The organism is Qipengyuania pelagi (assembly GCF_009827295.1).
Taxonomy (GTDB): domain Bacteria; phylum Pseudomonadota; class Alphaproteobacteria; order Sphingomonadales; family Sphingomonadaceae; genus Qipengyuania; species Qipengyuania pelagi.
In genome coordinates, this window is record NZ_WTYD01000001.1 from 1,831,276 (window position 1) to 1,847,531 (window position 16,256).

Consider the following 16,256-nt stretch of genomic DNA (forward strand, 5'->3'; position numbering starts at 1 on the left):
TTCATTCGAAGACAGTTCCGATAAATATTTCTCTCAAGCGAAAAACGCTAACGATCCGCGACTGTAGGAACTTCGCTAACAACCACCTCGTCAGAACGGCGGTCAATTGACCACACCATCCGTTCTCGAGATCTGTCCCACGAAATCGCTTGCCCGCCAGTGGATATACCGACTGTGGCGAGGTGGTTCAGGGTCGATCCCGCTGGTGGTCGAGACAGGACGTAAAGTTCTTCTCGGTCATGACCTGTAACATAAAGGAGTCCATCGTCGCCCCAGACGCCGCCAGAGGTGCTGTAGGGCGCGAATCGCTCGAGCACGGTGTCTGGAAACAGCCAGCTCTGTTGGCGCACGAAATCATCGTCGTATTGCACCATCACGGTAAAGCGATGGCCCCGGTCCGCCTCTCCACCCCGTCCATCGTAGTTGGCGAAGCCAGCCCACCAAGACCCTTCGTGCCGAGTGAACCAAGTGATCGAACCGATGCCGGGTCCAAGGCTTCGGCTGCGGAGATGTTTCAGCGTTTTGGCGTCGAACCATTCAAGCGAACTGGCCATGGGAACGCGCGGATAGTTCGAATGCGCACAGACGAGTTCGTCCCCATCCACCTCACATGAATTGAGATGCTGGAATACACGGTCGTCGCCAGCCCATTCGGCGCGTTTCTCTCCGGTATTCCGATCATACGCGGCGATGCGGTTATTGTCGATGGCGTAGAACAGGTCCGGACCTACGGCGACACCCTGATGGGCTTCCTCCGCACGATAGCGACGCGTCTCCTGTGCCACGCGTTCGTGAGCCCATGCTGCAGCCGGAATCGCGAGAGCACAGATCGCTATTGCGAGAGGAAAACTGGATAGTCCCCGCACCGTCAAAACCGCGCGCTGATGCCGAAATCGGCGTTGATCCCGTAGATCTGCCGCGAAAAGGTCTGCTCCGGTAGGGTCTGGTAGAATGTCAGGGTCGCGTCCGTCAGGTTGGAGCCCGAGGCGAAGATCTCAATATCCGGAGTGATGCGGTAGCTGATGCGCGCGTCCAACGCGAAGCGGCTCTTGTTGTAGATGTCGGATGCCGTGCTGCTGCCGATATTTACGATATAGTCGTCGCGATAGTCGAAGGCGAGCCGCGCCTCGACCGGGCCATTCTCAAAGAACAGAGCACCTCCGGCGATAAGATCGGACTGGCGGAAGAACGGAATGTCCTCGTCCTCGCGGCCCGGCACGGTGACACTGGAATCGACATAGGTGAAGTTCGCCGAGGCACCAAGGCCATCGAAGGGTGCTGGCAGGAACGTGAAGCGCTGCACAATATTAGCCTCGACACCCAGCAGGTCGCCGTCGGTGGCGTTCTGCGGTTGCGACAGCGAAGTCAGCGGGATGCCCGCGAAACTGACATCGCGCACCGTGCGGGTAAAGATCGGGTTCTCGATATGCTTGTAGAAGCCGGCCACCGAGAGGACCGAGCCGGCAGCGGGATAGAATTCAACCGACAGGTCGAGACCAGTCGAGCGGAACGGCTTCAAATCGGGATTTCCCGCTGTCCCGTCTCCGCTATCTTCCTCGAAGGTTGGGACGATGGCATCGTAGTTCGGCCTGCCCAGCGTATTGGTATAAGCCGCGCGCACCAGCAATTCGGGGGTCGGCCGATAAGTGGCGTGGACGCTCGGCAGGAAATCGGTGTATTCCCGGTCGAACGACAGGGGAACGAGGTCCGATGGCTCCAGCGTGCCGTTCCCGTTGGTGTCGCGGATCGCGAACGCGTCGTATCGGCCGTCGGTGTGCTCCACCCGCAGGCCGGCGACCATCGTCAGGTCTCCGGTAGTGCCGCTGACCATAGCGTAGCCGGCCGTAATCTTTTCCTCGACGCGATAGTCCACCGACCGCTCGTTTACGGTGGTGCTTACCGAATTGAGAACAAAGCGGTCCGGATTGGCTTCGAAGAAATCGATGATCCGGCCGTAATCCAAGAGCGGACCGTAGCGATATTCGCCCTCGTAGAAATTTTCGGGCGGCGGGAGGACCGCATCGAACCCGCCCGGCGTGATCGGCGCAGCGGGAAGTAATTCGGATTGCGTATTGTCGCGCGTTTTCGTGCGATCGATATACTTGGCGCCGAATTTAAGAAAGGTCTCGTCCGTATCGCCGAAAGCGATCCGCATGTCCGCGCGGGCGGTATGCAGATCCTCGTCGATCTGCTCGCGCCGCAAGCGGATTCGGCGCAATGGGAAACTTGCCTCCTCGAACAGACTGGGATCGAAATCAGCGAAGAGCGGGCGGGCCGATGTCAAGTCGAGCGTCGCGAACTTGCCCTTCGCCGATCGGAACTCGATGTCATCGCGGATCGGCGTATGCTCTTCCGCGTGCGCGTAGGTATAGTTCAGCTCCAGCTCGGCATTGCCCAAGCTGAATTCGGCCCCGGGCGAGATGTTGTAGAGCCGCTGCGTCTGGTCGTTCTGGCGAAACTCGCGCGTGGCCCTGCCGCCACCGAACCTGATCTGATCGGGCGCCGGAAAACTTACAGGTGCTGCGAAGGAGAAGTCGAACTGGTCGCGTTCCTCCACATCGGTGAACTCGTTGTAAATCGTGCGCAGGTAGAAACGCATATCCGGGTCCGGTCGCCAATCGAAATTTGCGACGGTACCGATACGTTCGCGAACGATGCGGTAGTCATAGAGGCGATAGGCGGTGGGGGTCGCGACGCCGCCGATTGTGGTCCAGTTGCGCGGCTCGGCCAGATCGCTGTCGATGAAGCGCTTGAAATAGCTGCCCGCTATGACCACGCCGAAGCTCTCGTCGACGCCGAAACGGCGACCATGGGTGGCACTGCCCCCGAACCCAAGCTTGTCAGACTTCGCATTGTAGGCGCCGCGCGCGCTCAGGAAGGTGAACGGTGCGGCGCGGTCGAACGCGGTCGGCGTGACGATATTGATGCTGCCGCCCACGGCGTTGCCGTCGTAATCCGGCGTCACCGCCTTGATCACCTCGATCGCCGCGACGAGATCCGACGGAATCGTGTCCAGGGCAACGCGGCGCCCTTCCGCTTCAGGTACGCCGACAAGGTTGCCGTCGACCGTGACCTGGTTGAGATTGGGGTCGACCCCGCGGATGACGACGTAGCGCGGCTCGCCCTGATCGATCTCGACCGATACTCCGGGCAGACGTTGAACCGCTTCGGCAGTGTTGTAATCCGGTAGTCTGCCGATTCCATCAGAAGATACGACATCGGAAATCACCGGGAGGGCCCGCTTGCGCTCGATCGCTAGCAAGCGAGATGCGCGCGCACCGGTGACGACGATCTCCGCTTCCGGCATTTCTCCGGCATGGGAGAGGACGCCATCCGCTTCGACAGCTCCCTCGTCGGGAACTAACACCTGAATTGTCGTGTCATCATAGCCAGGCTGCTGCACTCGGATCGTATATCGGCCGCCCGTCAGACCTCTGACCATATAGCGCCCCGCCTCGTCGGTCGTCGCCGAGCGGCCGGTTCCCTCCACCACGATGCGCGCGCCTTCAATCGGTCGCTCAAGAGCCATGCTCCTGATAGTTCCCTCCACGTCGCCAGCGAAAGCGGTGGTAGAAAGTACAGTCGTGGCGAGGATCGTGGAGCGCAAAAGCGCGCGCAAGATGGGGCGATGGCTCATGAATCATTCCTCCGTTGGGGTCGGACGAATTCTTAGAACCGACGAATTACCTGCCAGCGTCGTCGCAAAGACGGTTCGGTAACAACCTTGGGAGGTTGTGTCGCAAAACCAACATCTTCCCGGCTTAGCCTGAGGACAGAACGGAGGCATGACAGATGATCATTTCCCGCCGCGCCGTGCTCCAGGCTGCCGCGCTTCTTCCTGCGCTCGGCGCTCTACCGGACCCGCTACTGGCAAATCCGGGCACAGGGTTCACGCATTCTGTCGCTAGCGGAGATCCGGACACATCGAGTGTTCGCCTGTGGACTCGGTTCGTGGGTCAATCACCGACCAGCGAACTCAGTATGGAACTTTCCGCCACCGACACTTTCGCATCTCCGATCCGTGTCGGATCGTGTCTTGCCGGGCCAGAAACGGATTTTTGCGCACAGGCGCGGATCGGTGGTCTCGCTGCGGGGGAAACCTATTTCTATCGTTTCATCGGCCCGCGCGGCGAAGTCTCGCCAATAGGGCGAACACGAACGCTGCCTTCAGGCGAAATTGATCGCTGCCGTATCGCAGTGGTTTCTTGCGCCAACGCGACCTCCGGATGGTTTAACGCCTATGAGCACGCGGCGGCGCGCGACGACCTCGATCTCGTCGTCCATCTGGGCGATTATATATATGAATCGCCGGTCAACCGATCCGATGCTCTAGCCCGGCTTGCCCGGACACGCGAAATCGAGCCTCTGGGGGAAGCGGTCAGCTTGCTCGACTATCGGTTACGCTATGCCAGCTACAGAGCGGATCGAGCGCTTCAGGAACTACACCGATTGCATCCGATGATCGTTATCTGGGATGACCACGAAATCGCGAACAACAGCTGGCAGAACGGGGCGAGCAATCACGATACAGACGAAGGACCCTGGGAGGTGCGCAAGCGTGCTGGATTGCGCGCTTTCTACGAATGGCTTCCGATGGAGCGGCAACCCTACGCCACCTATCGGATCGGCAACCTCGCGACTCTATTTCGGCTCGAAACCCGGCTTATCGCCCGCTCGCGGCAGCTCGACAGCGAAGCCGCTCTGGCAGGCCATCAGGATATCGCCACTGCAATCGCGCAATTCATTCAAGGGCCGCTGGCTGATCCAGCGCGAACGATGATGGGCGCTGAGCAGGAGGCCTGGCTTGCGCGCGGCATGGCGGAATCGAGTGTCGCTGGGGTCGGATGGCAAGTGTTGTTGCAGCAGGTGATAATGGCCCCGACCCGTCTGCCAAAAATCGATTCCACTTGGTTTTCCCCGAGCGTTGAGAACGGCGAGAAGCAGCAACGCGAACTGGCCTTCGTCGGCCGCCTCAGCGACGCTGATGTGCCTTTCGGCCTTGATCGCTGGGACGGGTATCCTGCGGCGCGCGACAGGTTGCTATTCGCTGCATGCGAAGCCGAAGCAGACCTTATCGTCCTGAGCGGCGACAGTCACAACGCATGGGCCTACGATCTATCCCACCGCGGGGCTCCGGCCGGTGTGGAATTCGCCGTACAGGGTGTATCGTCGCTCGGCTTAGAAAAGCGTTTTGGCGGCGATCCCACGCATATCGCGCGGGAATTTTTACAGGCAAATCCGGGCCTCGCATGGTGCGATACCAGCCGACGCGGCTACATGGACGTGGAATTCACTCGCGGAGCGGCGACCTCAACTTGGCATTTCCTGTCGTCGCGAAGCGAACGATCGACCCGGATACTTGCTACGAAAGCGCTCTCAGTGCACCGCGGTTCAAATCTGATCGCGCGTGAATGACGGTTTAGGGCGACTAGGAGGATTGATATTTAGGCACCACAGATGATGGCGGCTGCTTAATATCGACTACCGCTAGCTACCTGTCCGCTTACAGCCCCCTTAATGCCCGATATGTGATACCAGCAGGCATCGTAATCACATCCGTGAAAACGGCCGTGCGATTTTGCGACAATCTCTTTCGAACTAAAAGCATCTGTGGCTAAACCATTCGCTCTATTCACCGGGCGCAAGTCAGTCATCGGGTGGCTAGATATGCGCCCTGGTCGAGCAGGCCGCTCGCCCTCAGAACGGCTGCCTCAGCGATAAGCACGTCGCTCCGTGCACGGGCGAGTGCGAGTTGCGCGCCGCGGAAGCTCTGTTCGGCAATGAGGATGTCGATCGTCGAACGCAGTCCGAATTCATATTCGGCGCGAACGCCATCGAGTGCCAATTGCGCCGCCGTAAGCCCCTCGGCGCTGGCCGTCTCCCGCGTCCGTGCCGCGTCCAGCGACGCCCAGGCGGTGTCGACCGCACGGACCGCCTCCCGCTCCTCGGCGATGACGGCGAACTGGTCCGCACGATATGTCGCCTCGGCTTCCCGCACGCGCGACGGGACGAGGCCGCCGGTGAGGATCGGCACTCGAAACGAGATGCCGATGCTGGCCGCGCTTTCGAAGGCGCGGAAGCGGCCGCCTGATAACTGCGTTCCGCGACCATACCCTCCCGCAAGATCGACGAAGGGCGCACGCTCCGCCCGCGCGCTGTCGATCCGCGCGGCCGACGCATCGGCGATCCGCTGCTGTTCGAGCAGCAGCGGATTGGCCAGCGCAGCCGCGGTGCGGGCGCTTTCGAGATCGGCGGGCAAAGCAGCAGGTGCCGGAACCTCGCTCGTCAGGCTTCCCGGCGCCTCGCCCACGACCGCGCGATAGGCCGCCCCCGCACTCTCCAACGCGGCCTGGGCATCGGCGAGGTTGCCGACGACACCAGCCCGCTGCGCGCGCAATTGCGCGACGTCGGTGCGCGTCGCCTGCCCGAGGTCGAAGCGGCTCTGCGCCTCGTCGACTTGGCGATCGAGCCGCTCGATCCCGATCCGCGCCACCTCCACCGCCTCCTGGGCGAAGAGCAGGTCGGCATAGGCGAACACCACTCTTTCGAGGACCGTGGCTTCACGATCCCGAACGCGCTGCTCGCCTGCAGCGACATCGGCCTTCGCCGCGCGCACCGAGGAGGAAACCCGCCCACCCGTCCAGATTGGCATGGTGGCGCGTAGGTTCGCACTCCCTGAGCTGCCCAGGCCGAGATTGTCGTAGCCCGCGCCCATATCGGCAGAGAGCTTCGGACGGCCTTCGGCGCGGGCCTGTTCGGGCGCTTCCTCCAGCGAGTCCTGTCTAGCACGGGCCTCGGCCAGATCGGGATTGGTGGCATAGGCGGTGGCGATCGCCTCGCGCAGCGTCTGCGCGCAGGCGGGGGAGGTGACGAGTAACGCCACTCCGCCGAGCAGGGTCGCGAACCTAGTCATGACGCAGCGCCCAGGCTGGGGGAGTGCGGCTTGCCCGCACCGACTGGCCGAGCACGGTCAGAACCGCGATCGCGATGGCGAGCAGGCTGGCACCGATAAAGAATGTCGGCGACAGGGCGATCCGGTCGGGAAAGCCTGCCAACCAGGTCCGCATCGCGAAATAGGCCAGCGGCCAGGCGATCAGATTGGCGATGAGGACGGGTCGCAGGAACTGGCCGACCAGCAGCTTCACAACATCGGTGGTCGTGGCGCCCAAAGATTTGCGGATGCCGATCTCCTTCACCCGCCGCGCGGTGTTGAAGGAGGCAAGACCCCACAGCCCGACCATGCCGATGAGCACGGCGAGCCCCGCGCCGATGGCGAACAGGCGCGCCGTGCGTTCGTCCTGTTCGTAATATTCTTGAAGGCGTTTGTCGGCGGTTTCTGCTTCGAAGGGCACCGAACCGGCAATCTGGTTCCACACCGAACGGAGCTGCGTTGCAAGCTCGCCCGCATCGCCGCGATATCTGATAGTCGCGACCGGGAATGAAGGCATCTTGCTTGAATATTGAAAATAGGATGGATCATGCGGTTCGCGCGGTGTGAAGAATCGTAAGTCCTCGATAACCCCCACGATCACATGATCGCTCTGGTTGCTGATGGTTTGTCCGATCGCGGCCGCTGGTGTCGCAAATCCGAGACGTTCGCTTGCTGTTCTGTCGATCACCGTGTTGCGGGTTTGTCCGCGCTCGATGTCGGCCAGGTCGTCCATACGAAATTCGTCACCAAGCAATCGACCTGCGATCGGCTGAATCCCAAAGGTGCGAAAGAAATTCGGTCCGATCCCGATCCGGCGGAGCGATGGTCCTTCCTGCATCATGTCGGGACTCGCAAAAGTGCTGAAATTCGTGGTGCTGGTTCCCCCAGGAGCGGTATCGCTGGTGCTGATGCTCACGACATTGGGCAAATCCCTCCACCGTTCGATTAATGAAGATCGCTGGCTTCGAGAAAGGTCGGGATCTTCGAGAGAGGTGACTACGAGCAGCCCGTCGCGCTCATAGCCGAGATCCAACTGCCGAAGGTGCGCTATCTGGGCGAAGAGCACGAAGGTGCCGACCAGAAAGGCGATCGAGAAGCCGAACTGGAGCGAGACCAGCACCTCCCTGATCCTGGCTGCCGATTTGCCCCCGCCCGGTGCTCTCGAGGATGCGAGGACGGATGCGGCCTGATACTCCGATACAATCAGCGCGGGGTATGATCCGGCTGCGAGCCCGACAAATAACGATAACGCGAACAGGCAAGGTAGGGCGAGCGCGTAAGGGATCGCGAGGTCCAGGCCACCCGCCGCATTGACGAACGGCAAGGTGAGTTCGGCGAGAATTAATCCGGACAGACTTGCCAAGCCTGTGCACAGGACGGCTTCTGCGAGAAGTTGCGCTATGATTTTGCCGCGTGTCGCACCGACAACCTTTCTCACCGCGATCTCTCGGGCTCTCAGAACGGCCTGAGCAGTCGCAAGATTGACATAATTCACCACGGCTATGAGGAGTGCCAGCCCGCCGACCACACCCAGCGTGACAACTCTGATACGGGGATCCGACGCCTCCTGACCAACGCGGCTCAAATGGTTTTCCGCGACCGGTTGCAGCGCCAAGCTCAATGTATCGGGAACGTCTGAGCCAAGACCTTGAGACCTGTTTCGCGACAGAAGTCGGTCCATCGAACGTTCGAAATCCTGAACGCGATCAGGATTTGCAAGACGAACGAAAGTCTGGACCTGGCTCGAACCCCAGTCGTTCCATGCCTCGTTCGGAGGCAGTTGTGGCAGGGGAGTTACGATGTCGAAGCGAAAATCGGTCGTATTGGGGAGGTCTGCGAAAACCCCAGTGATCCGATATGTCTCCGGCTCGTCGTAAGAAACCGTGATTGTTTGCCCGATAGCCGTTCCCTTGCCGAAGATTCTCCGCGCCAATGAGTGGCTGATAATCGCACCATTGGGCTGTGCCAGAGCGGAGTTCTTTTGGCCCTCGACCATCGAGAGATCGAAAACCCGAAGGAATTCCGGATCGACCTGTACGACGTCCTCTCGCGTCACCGCATTTTCCCGCAATAGCGAAGCGGCTCCTTCGCCGCCGCGAAGGCGGGTGCCGACCAGATCAGCGTTGTCGGCCTCCAACTTCTCCAACAACCCGCCCATCGTGTAATTGAAGGCGCCGTTGAAGGGACTGTTCGGCTGGTTCCAAACGCTTTGCACCCGGTAGATTTCGTCATGATGCGGAATCCATTTTTCGTAACTCGTCTCGAACCGGACATAGAGGCCCAGCACCAGGAAAACGGCGATCCCCACGGCGAGCCCGCCGATATTGAGCGCGGCGTAGAGTTTGTGCCGGGTGAGCGAGCGGTAGAGCGACAGGAGCGCGAAACGGTTCATCGGATGTTTTCCCTCTGGATGCGGATCAGTCGCAGGTCGCGCGGGCCATGCCGCTCGTCTCGATCGTGCAGAGCACACCGCCGGTGACGGCGATCCGGGCCATGCCGCTGGCGTCCAGCTTCGCGCTGCCGGAAGCACTCGCGCGCACCACGCCCGTGCCGCTCGCCTCTGCGGTCAGGGTCGCGGCGGCGAGGCCGGTGGTATCGATCTCGCCCGCGCCGCTGCTGTCGATCGCCAGCGACTGCGCAGTTCCCCGCGCGACGATTTCTCCCGCGCCGGACTGGTCGAGTCTGAGGTGTCGGGCCGTCACGTCGGTCAGCATGATCTCTCCCGCGCCCGAAACCGCGAAGCGGGCCTCGTCCACCGTCAGGCCTGCCAGACCCAGCGAACCCGCGCCGGAAATTTCGCCCCGGAACCGATCGCCCGTGATCGCGGGTAGATCGACCGCGCCAGCACCGCTGATCGCCACCTGCGTCAGCGCGGGCAGGGTCACGGCATAAGTGAGCTGCGTGTGCTTGCCGTCGCAACCCTTCTTCATCCGGTCGAGGACGAGCGTCGATCCGTTCACCCGCGCGCGCAGAAGGGCCAGGTCGCGCGCCGGGCCGGTGACGTTCACGGCGAAACGGTTCCCCAGCGTCACCGCAACCCGGTCGCATCCGGCAAGCTCGATCGCGTCGAACCCGGCGAGCGGAAAGCTGCGCGCCTCGACGGGGCCGGGATCGTCTGCCGCCGTCCAATCAACGGGCGCGGGGCGGGCCTCGGCGGTACCGCCCATGTCGATGACGCACCCGGTCGAGGCGAGCGTTCCGGCAGCGGCGAGAACATATTTCAACATCGGATATCTCCTTCAGAGCGCGCGCATGGCGCTGGCGACGATGCGGCCGTCGAGCATGTCGATGCGGCGCTTCGCCATGTCGGCGTGGCTGGGCGAGTGGGTGACCATCACAATGGTCGCGCCCGCTTCGTTGAGAGCGGTGAGGATGTTCATCACCTGCTCGCCATTCGCGGTGTCGAGATTGCCGGTCGGCTCGTCCGCCAGGATCAGCTTGGGATCGCCCACGATCGCGCGGGCGATGGCGGCGCGCTGCTGCTGGCCGCCCGAAAGCTGGTGCGGGAAATGCCGTGCGCGGTGGGCGATGCCGACCGTGTCCATCGCGGTGGCGACGCGCTCGCTTTTCTTGCCCGAAACGTCCTTGCGATAGGTGAGACCCAGCGCGATGTTCTCCTCGATGGTGAGTTCGTCGATGAGGTTGAAGCTCTGGAACACGAAGCCGAGGTGCGCGGCGCGGAACTTCGCCAGTTCCTTTTCCGGCAAGGCGGCAAGGTCAGTGTCCTCGAACCAGTAATGCCCGCCCGTCGGCCGGTCGATCGTGCCCAGCGTGTTGAGGAGTGTGGACTTGCCGCAGCCAGATGGGCCCATGATCGCGAGGAATTCTCCTTGCGCGACGTCGAGGTTCACTTCGGCGAGCGCGGTCGTTTCGACCTCATCGGAAATGTAGCGGCGTTCGATGTTCTCGAGCTTGATCATGGATAGTTCCCCTTTTCAGCGGATATTGATGGTGTCGCCGCGAACCTGCGACAGATTGCTGGTGACGATGCGCTGGCCCGGCTCGAGGCCCGACAGGATCTCGACCTGGCGCGGGTTGCGGCGACCGGTCCTCACGGATACGCGGCGCGCGTGGCTGCCGTCGGGATCGAGGACGAAGACGCTCGACCCGCCCTCGCTCAGCCAACCGCCGACCGGCGCGACCAGCGCGGGGCTTGCCGCGCCCAGCGTGATCCGCACATCGAGCGTCTGGCCGCGGTTGAGCGCCCGCGCGGGCGATCCGTCGAAGGTCAGTTCGACCCGGAAGCGACCATCGGTGACGGTAGGAAGCACGCGCGCGACCGTGAGCGACGCGCCCTCGCCGGTTTGCGCCTTCTGCCCGGGCTGGACCCGGCCGAGATAATATTCATCGACATCCGCCTCGAGCTTCCAGGCGCCCTCGCTGTCGATCTGCCCCGCGGGATCGCCGGGGGCCAGCGTCTGCCCCGGTTGCAGCGTGAAATTGGTAAGCCGCCCCGCCATCGGCGCGCGCACGGTCAGCGCATCGAGGCTGGAGCGGACGGCGGACAGATTGTTCTGGAGCCGTGCGCGCGTCGCTTCGAGCATCCGGCCCTGGGTCGCGGTGATCCCGGCCTCCGCCGCGCGCCCCCGGCGCAATTGGGTCAGTCGCTGCGTCTGGTAGTCGACCTCTTCCTGGTAGCTTTTCACGCCGGCATCCGAAACGAAGCCCTGATCGTGCAGCTGCTCGCGGATATCGAGATCGCGCCGCGCGCGGATGAGGTCGTATTCGGCCGACGCGACTTGGCCCGCTCGATCGACCCGCGAACGCTGGATACCAAGGTTCTCGCCCGCCACGCCGCCCAGCTGGCTGGCGATCTGTGCTTCCTGGCTGAGCACTTGCAGGCGCAGTTCGGGATTGGCGAGCCTTGCGAGAGGCTGACCCTCCCCCACCATCGCCCCGTCCTGCACCAGCAACTCGTCCACCTGCCCGCCGCTCATCACCCCCACCAGCGTGGTGGTCGCAGGCACCACGCTTGCGCGAACCGGGAGATAATCGTCGAAGGTGGTGCGCGCGACTTCTCCGGTCTGGATCTCGTCCCCGTCCACATCGGTCGAGCCGCTGCTTGGCAGCATCCGCCACGCCAGCACCGCCAGCACGATCACGCCGAGCGCGATCAACAGGCGGCGATCGCGCCAGATCGGCGTTCTACGCTTCTCGACCTTGCGATCCATCGCCGCAGCGGGCGATTGTTCGGAAGAAGTGTTTGCTTGCGGGTGGGTCTGCGTCATCATGCGACCAGTATCGCCGATCCGCACCGAAAGACCTAAACCGTTATGAACAAAGGAAATTATGAAGGCGCCGATCGAACTGGCCGTCCGCGAGCGGACACGGTGTCCACGAATGGACAGTTCGCCGAAGGGTCAAACGGAAAAAGCAGCCATGCGATTCTCCTGATCGACGATCGCGCCGAAGTTGCGAGTGCGATGGAGATAGCCTTCCGCATGGCGGGCCACCGGCTGACGGTGGCGAGCGGACCGGAAGAGGCGTTCTCGCTCCTCGCTCGAACGCGCTTCGACGCGATCGTGCTCGACCTCAATTTCACGCCCGGCAGGACCGACGGGCGCGAAGGCCTTGCCTGCCTCGAACGGATCATGGCAGACGATCCGGCGGCCTGCGTCGTCGTGCTGACCGCGCATGGCGGGATGCGGATAGCCGTCGCCGCGATGCAGGCGGGCGCACGGGATTTCGCGGTCAAGCCATGGAAGAACGCCGATCTGATCGCCAAGGTCGAGGCGGCGATAGCCCGCGAATCCGTAGTCGAGCCAGTGGCGACCCCTTCCCCCGACACCGCCCCTGCGGCGCTTCTTGGCGATAGTGCCCCGATCGAACGCGTGCGGGCGCTGATCCGCCGCGTCGGGCCGACCTCGGCGGGGGTCGCGATTACAGGCCCTTCGGGCGCGGGGCGGACGCTGACGGCCCTGTCGCTGCATCGGGCGTCGCAGCATGCCGCTACGGCGCCGCTGCGGATCGATCTGCGGGAAGACGGCGCACTGGCGGCGCTCGATGGCGCGCGCGGCACCGCGATCCTGCGTCATCCCGATCGCCTCGACGAGCCGACGCAGGATCGCCTGGCAAGGGCCCTATCGGAGGCTGTCCGCCCGATCGCCATCGTCGAGAGTATCGCCGCGCTGACCCCCGGCCTGCATCGACGGATCGCGACCATCGAGCTGGCGGTGCCCGGCCTGTCCGAGCGGCAGGACGATATTCCGATCCTTGCGCGCCATTTCCTGCGCGAAGCGGCGGAGCGCTTCGGACGGCCCCTGCCACGCCTCGACGAAGCGGCGGAGGCCGCGCTGCGCGCTGCCGAGTGGCCCGACGAGGTGCGCGGTCTCGCGCTGGCTATGGAACGCGCGACTCTGCTGGCCGATGGCGCAATCGTGGATGCAGCGATGCTGTTTTCCGGCACGGCTGCCGCTTCCCCTCCGAAACCGGACGTGGGTCGCGATTACGATCTCGAACGGTCGCAAAAGGCTATGATCGCCGCCGCGCTTGCCGAACATCACCACAATGTCAGCCATACGGCCAAGGCACTGGGGCTGAGCCGCGGTGCCCTATACCGCAGGATGGAGCGCTACGGCCTGTGACGCTCTATCCCAAACGGGGCTGGCGCGCATCCATCCTGGCCATCGGTGTGGCGCTCTCGGGAGCGGCAGCCGCCTTCGCCTGGCAGCGCGGTCTCTGGGGCCTGCTGACAGGCGCAGCGCTCGCCACGATCTGGTTGACGGGGCTCGCATGGTGGAACGCAGCGCGCGTCCCGCCCCTTCGTCCGCGCGATACCGACCGCATATCGCCGGAAGATTCCGCGCTGATGCATCGCCTTCTACTGGATGCTGCGCCCACCCCCCTCGTGGCGATCGACGGCGACGCCGCGCGCGTTCTCAACCGGGCCGCACGCACGGTGTTCGGCACCGACGACCGTATCCTGCCGCCGGTTAAGGCCCTGTCGGACCCGGTTGCGGACCGCCTTCACCACGAAGGACGCCAATGGCGCATCGACCGCGTCGCGGCTCCCGGAGGTACGACCGTCGCCGCGCTCATCGACGTCGAGCGCGAGGAACACGCCGCCGAGACACGCGCCAGCGAGGAGTTGATCGAAATCCTCGGTCACGAGATACTGAACGGTCTCGCACCTGTCGTGTCCCTTGCGGAAAGCGCGACCCATGCGCTGAGGGCCGACCCGCTCGACAAAGCGCTGCTCGAAGAGATCCTCGGGCCGCTCGCCCGGCGAACCGAAGGCCTGCACCGTTTCGCCTCGGCCTATCGCGACCTGGCGCGACTGCCCGAACCGAGGCTCGCGCGCGTTTCGCTTGGCCAGTTCGCCAGCGACTGCGACCGTGTCTTCACCGAGCGATGGCCGCATGTAGCTCTTACGCTGTCAATCGGCAAAACGCGGGACTGGCCGATGGACCGCGACCAGATGCACCAGGCGGTCTGGGCGCTCCTCAGCAATGCCGCCCATGCTGCCTGCGAAGCGGACGAACCGGCGGTCGGACTGGCTTTCGCCTGCGTTGGAAGACGCTTGGAAATCACCGTTACCGACAATGGCTCGGGGATCGCCCCGGACCGGGCCGCTCTGATCTTTCGGCCCTTCCACACGACCAAGCCCGGAGGCTCAGGCGTCGGTCTTGCGCTTGCGCGCCGGATCGCCCGTAACCACGGGGGCACTGTCGAGCTGGTCGCAGCACAGCCGACCACCTTCCGCCTCAGCCTGCCAACGGATCGCGGAGCGCAAGCGGATTTGCTCGCACACCGTCGGCAGCTTTCTTGAGACAAAGCGCAGAGCGAAGGTTTGCTATCGCACGAGGAACGCGACGTCCGTTTTGCCTCGCGTCTGATGAAGACGCCATGCCCTTGGCGGAGCGCCCTGAAATCTAGCCACTGAAGCGGTCGCTCGGCTGGCCGGATCGACCGCTTTCGGGTTGTTTCACATATGCGCTGATCGTCAGCCGGTGGGTAGTGGGCGGACTGGCGGTTTTCAGGCGAAGGGCTACGAAAGCCGCTCGTCTTCCACTCTTGGGAATAGGAGCGCCGCCCCTGTGAAAGTCTTCGGTTTCCTTGCCGCGACCGTGATTTACAGCGCAACGCCGGTCTATGGGCACGATGTCATTGAGTCGGAGCCGCTGACGATCGGAACCTCCTACCTCGTGGAAACCCACGATGCCGAGCGCAAGGTCTACCTGGTAACACCGCAGGGGTATGATCAGGACGAGCAAGTTTATCCCATCGTCATCATGCTCGACGCGGGCCTGAAGCAGGATTTCTTCCTCACGCTGGGCCTGGAGCGCTGGAACCAAATGTGGCAGCGCAGCGCGCCTGCGATCTTCGTTGGTGTCGAAACCGTTGATCGCCAACGCGAACTGTTGCCGCCGACCTCTACGCCAGACGAACAAGAGCGCTATCCCACGGCAGGGGAAAGCGATGCCTTCCGCGAGTGGCTATCTTCGGAAATCCTTCCGATGATCCGCACGCAGTATAGAGACGATGGCCGCGCCTTCCTGATGGGAGAGAGCGCAGCCGGGCATTTCGTAGTCGAAACATGGGTCAACACGCCCGATCTGTTTGACGGATACGCTGCCCTGTCCCCCAGCCTGCAATGGAACGGCCAGCATTTATCCCGGCAATTTGCCGAGATGGCTGAAACCGACCGGCCCCCATTGTTCATTTCGCTCGCGAACGAAGGCGGCGAAACGGAAGAGGGGATTGCACGTCTAGTCGCCAATACCCACACGGACATGTGCTATTCCGATCGACGAAACGATCTGGTCCACGCGAACACGCTTCACGGTCTGCTCCCGGAAGCGCTCCAGTATCTCCTGCCGACCAAAGCCGACTGGCTGGAAGAATATGGTCTGACACTCCGGTGCGAGGAGAAGCTAGGCGAGACGGGCGCAGATTGACGGCTTTGCGGACTTCGAACAACTTAGTCGAATGTCCGCAATGGAGTCGTTCGCGGAATGTCGGCCCGTTTCTGAAAAGTGGGCGAGAGCAGACCTCTTGTTTCCCGCTAAAAATGCTGAGTCGCCAGACAAAATATGTGATGATCAGGCAAACGGCGATTAAATCATCCAACAAGTCGAGTGACCGTCTTTGTCGTCTACGCGGCACCACCGCATTTATCGCTTAGCACCGATAGGGTGTCGCCGTCACGATACGGGGCTGGCGGATAGGTGGCCGGTCGAAAAGGACTACTTCGCCAGCAACGCAGCCCGATCTACTGAAGTCGGGCCGCCCCTTCACCCTCATCAATAGCCAGAACAAACCGTCCGGCATTGCTGACCCTATCCCAGCTGGTCGTCTGTCGGCAAAAAAGGCGGGCCAGGATCCG

Annotated in this window: 11 protein-coding genes; 4 read left to right on the forward strand and 7 right to left on the reverse strand. The window is 62.8% G+C overall.

Features of this window, described 5'->3' with window-relative positions:
* Positions 1–47 precede the first annotated feature (47 nt).
* Positions 48–785: a hypothetical protein gene (locus tag GRI47_RS09035; RefSeq protein ID WP_160660924.1), complete on the reverse strand. Its 738-nt coding sequence runs from the start codon at positions 783–785 to the stop codon at positions 48–50.
* An 83-nt stretch (positions 786–868) separates the two neighbouring features.
* Positions 869–3,637 (reverse strand): TonB-dependent receptor, encoded by a 2,769-nt coding sequence (locus GRI47_RS09040; RefSeq protein ID WP_160660925.1) that lies wholly within the window; start codon positions 3,635–3,637, stop codon positions 869–871.
* A gap of 155 nt (positions 3,638–3,792) precedes the next feature.
* On the opposite strand from GRI47_RS09040, the gene GRI47_RS09045 reads away from it, so the two are divergent.
* The gene (locus tag GRI47_RS09045; RefSeq protein WP_160660926.1) at positions 3,793–5,415 is read left to right on the forward strand and encodes an alkaline phosphatase D family protein; all 1,623 of its coding nucleotides are present in this window, start codon (positions 3,793–3,795) and stop codon (positions 5,413–5,415) included.
* 235 nt (positions 5,416–5,650) lie between these two features.
* On the opposite strand, the gene GRI47_RS09050 is transcribed toward GRI47_RS09045, so the two are convergent.
* The 5 genes from GRI47_RS09050 to GRI47_RS09070 are packed head-to-tail and all read right to left on the reverse strand — an operon-like array spanning position 5,651 to position 12,162.
* A complete protein-coding gene (locus tag GRI47_RS09050; RefSeq protein ID WP_160660927.1) occupies positions 5,651–6,913 on the reverse strand; it encodes a TolC family outer membrane protein in 1,263 nt (420 codons plus the stop codon).
* The gene (locus GRI47_RS09055; RefSeq protein WP_160660928.1) at positions 6,906–9,323 is read right to left on the reverse strand and encodes an ABC transporter permease; all 2,418 of its coding nucleotides are present in this window, start codon (positions 9,321–9,323) and stop codon (positions 6,906–6,908) included. The genes GRI47_RS09050 and GRI47_RS09055 overlap by 8 nt, the downstream gene beginning before the upstream one ends.
* 25 nt (positions 9,324–9,348) lie before the next feature.
* A complete protein-coding gene (locus GRI47_RS09060) occupies positions 9,349–10,158 on the reverse strand; it encodes a GIN domain-containing protein (RefSeq protein ID WP_160660929.1) in 810 nt (269 codons plus the stop codon).
* Between the two features lie 12 nt (positions 10,159–10,170).
* Positions 10,171–10,851: an ABC transporter ATP-binding protein gene (locus GRI47_RS09065; protein ID WP_160660930.1), complete on the reverse strand. Its 681-nt coding sequence runs from the start codon at positions 10,849–10,851 to the stop codon at positions 10,171–10,173.
* Positions 10,852–10,866: 15 nt separating this feature from the next.
* Positions 10,867–12,162: an efflux RND transporter periplasmic adaptor subunit gene (locus GRI47_RS09070; protein WP_237452656.1), complete on the reverse strand. Its 1,296-nt coding sequence runs from the start codon at positions 12,160–12,162 to the stop codon at positions 10,867–10,869.
* Between the two features lie 99 nt (positions 12,163–12,261).
* Between GRI47_RS09070 and GRI47_RS09075 the strand changes: the two genes are divergently transcribed.
* From GRI47_RS09075 to GRI47_RS09085, 3 genes are all read left to right on the forward strand, one after another.
* Positions 12,262–13,515: a sigma-54-dependent transcriptional regulator gene (locus GRI47_RS09075; protein WP_337190668.1), complete on the forward strand. Its 1,254-nt coding sequence runs from the start codon at positions 12,262–12,264 to the stop codon at positions 13,513–13,515.
* Entirely contained in the window at positions 13,512–14,699 is a 1,188-nt protein-coding gene (locus GRI47_RS09080; RefSeq protein ID WP_160660932.1) for an ATP-binding protein, read from the forward strand. Before GRI47_RS09075 ends, GRI47_RS09080 begins: the two co-directional genes overlap by 4 nt.
* Positions 14,700–14,967: 268 nt before the next feature.
* On the forward strand, positions 14,968–15,828 hold the full coding sequence (locus GRI47_RS09085; RefSeq protein ID WP_337190669.1) for an alpha/beta hydrolase: 861 nt from the start codon (positions 14,968–14,970) through the stop codon (positions 15,826–15,828).
* Positions 15,829–16,256: the final 428 nt, after the last annotated feature.